Annotated in this window: 3 protein-coding genes and 1 pseudogene; 2 read left to right on the plus strand and 2 right to left on the minus strand. The window is 62.9% G+C overall.

The genetic code is table 11. The features are described 5' to 3' along the window. Positions 1 to 62: 62 nt before the first annotated feature. On the minus strand, positions 63 to 518 hold the full coding sequence (locus CKO28_RS29740) for a DUF5372 family protein (RefSeq protein WP_496196161.1): 456 nt from the start codon (positions 516 to 518) through the stop codon (positions 63 to 65). Positions 519 to 523: 5 nt separating this feature from the next. On the opposite strand from CKO28_RS29740, the gene tnpB reads away from it, so the two are divergent. Both tnpB and CKO28_RS27595 read left to right on the plus strand, forming a co-directional pair. Beyond that, positions 524 to 742 (plus strand): IS66 family insertion sequence element accessory protein TnpB, encoded by a 219-nt coding sequence (gene tnpB, locus CKO28_RS27590; RefSeq protein ID WP_200344728.1) that lies wholly within the window; start codon positions 524 to 526, stop codon positions 740 to 742. A gap of 63 nt (positions 743 to 805) precedes the next feature. Continuing rightward, complete coding sequence (locus CKO28_RS27595) at positions 806 to 1,021, plus strand: hypothetical protein (protein ID WP_200344731.1); 216 nt, start codon at positions 806 to 808, stop codon at positions 1,019 to 1,021. Positions 1,022 to 1,121: 100 nt separating this feature from the next. Here the strand turns inward: CKO28_RS27595 and CKO28_RS27600 are convergent. Further along, positions 1,122 to 1,373: pseudogene (locus CKO28_RS27600) on the minus strand (transposase domain-containing protein); the annotation flags it as partial. Between the last annotated feature and the right edge of the window lie 125 nt (positions 1,374 to 1,498).

Below are 1,498 nucleotides of genomic sequence, written 5' to 3' on the forward strand. Positions count from 1 at the left end.
CTGGAACCGCTTGGCCATATCCCGCCGGCGGAGGCCGAGGCGAAATTTTTCGATTTGGACGATCAGGCCGCCATGGCGGCCTGATCGTCCAAACACCACAGCCTCCGAGAAAGCCGGGACACCTCAGTACCATCTCCTCCGGATCCGCCACCGTTGGCGCAACCGCCGGCAGTACTAGCTCCAGACGCAGCTGCAGGGTCGTAGGTCTGTCTGCAGATCCCATCCCAAGCCTCCTCGTTACTGCGACGAGATGATGATACGCGCTCGACCCGGTTCGCCTGGATCTCGGTTAATAACACTGACAGCTCGTTCAAAGCGGCCAGGCCGATAACCGGCGATCCAAGGGGCATCGCGTCGCAGATGTCTGGATCGCACATCCACGCAGGAACTTCTCGTCCCCGACCAGGATGATCTTCCAGATACAGGATCGGCTCACCCTCGCGCTGGCTCCGACCCACGCTCCGTAGCTCGCGCCCGCAAAGCGGGTGCCAGCGATAACTGACCCGATAAACTGCCAAACTGTATGCTGAATGGCGTGCGTTATGGCGACAGGATCAAGCTCCTGTACTTCGACGGCCAGGGTTTCTGCCTGTACTACAAGGTTCTCGAACACGGCCGTTTTCCATGGCCATCGCCGGCGGACGGCAGCGTCCGGCTGACCTCGGCGCAGCTCGCGATGCTGTGGGAGGGGATCGACTGGCGGCGGCCGGCATGGACGTCGCCGCCGGCCCGTGTGGTGTGATTCTGCGGGCGGAATCAATGCGATAAAGCTGGTGCGCCGAGTCGCATCTGGTATAATCGGGACATGGTTCAGGCTCTCGAGACCCTGCCCGACGATCCGGTCGCTCTGAAGGCGATCATCCAGGCCGAGCGCGAGGAAGCGGCCCGGGTGACCGCCTCCATGCGCGCCTACGAGGCGCTGATCGAGGCCCTGCGGATCCAGATCGCCCGGCTCAAGCGGCAACGCTACGGCCACAGCTCGGAGAAAATCGAAAGCGCACCGTACGCCCCATTGGCATAGGGTGTTGACGCGCGACCACGGATCTCCGGGGCGCACGAGGCGCCACCGAGAGCTGTGGCCAACAAACTTTGCAAATTTTGTTGGTTTTGCTGGGCGTGGCTCAGTCCGAGCCGCTGGCGTCCTGGCGGAAGCTCCAGGGCATCAACTCATCCAGCCGGGACTGCGGGTGGCCGGCGGCGAGCGCTTCGAGCGTGGCCTTCAGGTAGGCGTACGGATCCACGCCATTGAGCTTGCACGTGCCGATCAGCGAGGCCCAGATGCCCCATCGCGATCCGCCTTCGTCATGGCCGGCGAATAACGCATTCTTTCTGTTCAATGGCGCTGGCCTGATCGCGCACTCGATCGCGTTGGAGATGGGGTATCGCGGCGGCCACCCTCTGAGATGTTGAGGAGAGGGTGGCGGCCCTCCAGGGATGTCAGCACGAACTCCGCTCAGCGGGTTCAAACATTCAGCAGAAGGAGGACCGCCATGCCCAA

The sequence above is a fragment of the Rhodovibrio sodomensis genome, from assembly GCF_016583645.1.
GTDB classification, from domain to species: domain Bacteria; phylum Pseudomonadota; class Alphaproteobacteria; order Kiloniellales; family Rhodovibrionaceae; genus Rhodovibrio; species Rhodovibrio sodomensis.

Excerpts from the sequence above, each read along its gene's own strand:
- tnpB (WP_200344728.1), top strand. The coding sequence starts at position 524 with ATGCTGAATGGCGTGCGTTATGGCGACAGGATCAAGCTCCTGTACTTC.
- CKO28_RS27595 (WP_200344731.1), top strand. The coding sequence starts at position 806 with ATGGTTCAGGCTCTCGAGACCCTGCCCGACGATCCGGTCGCTCTGAAG.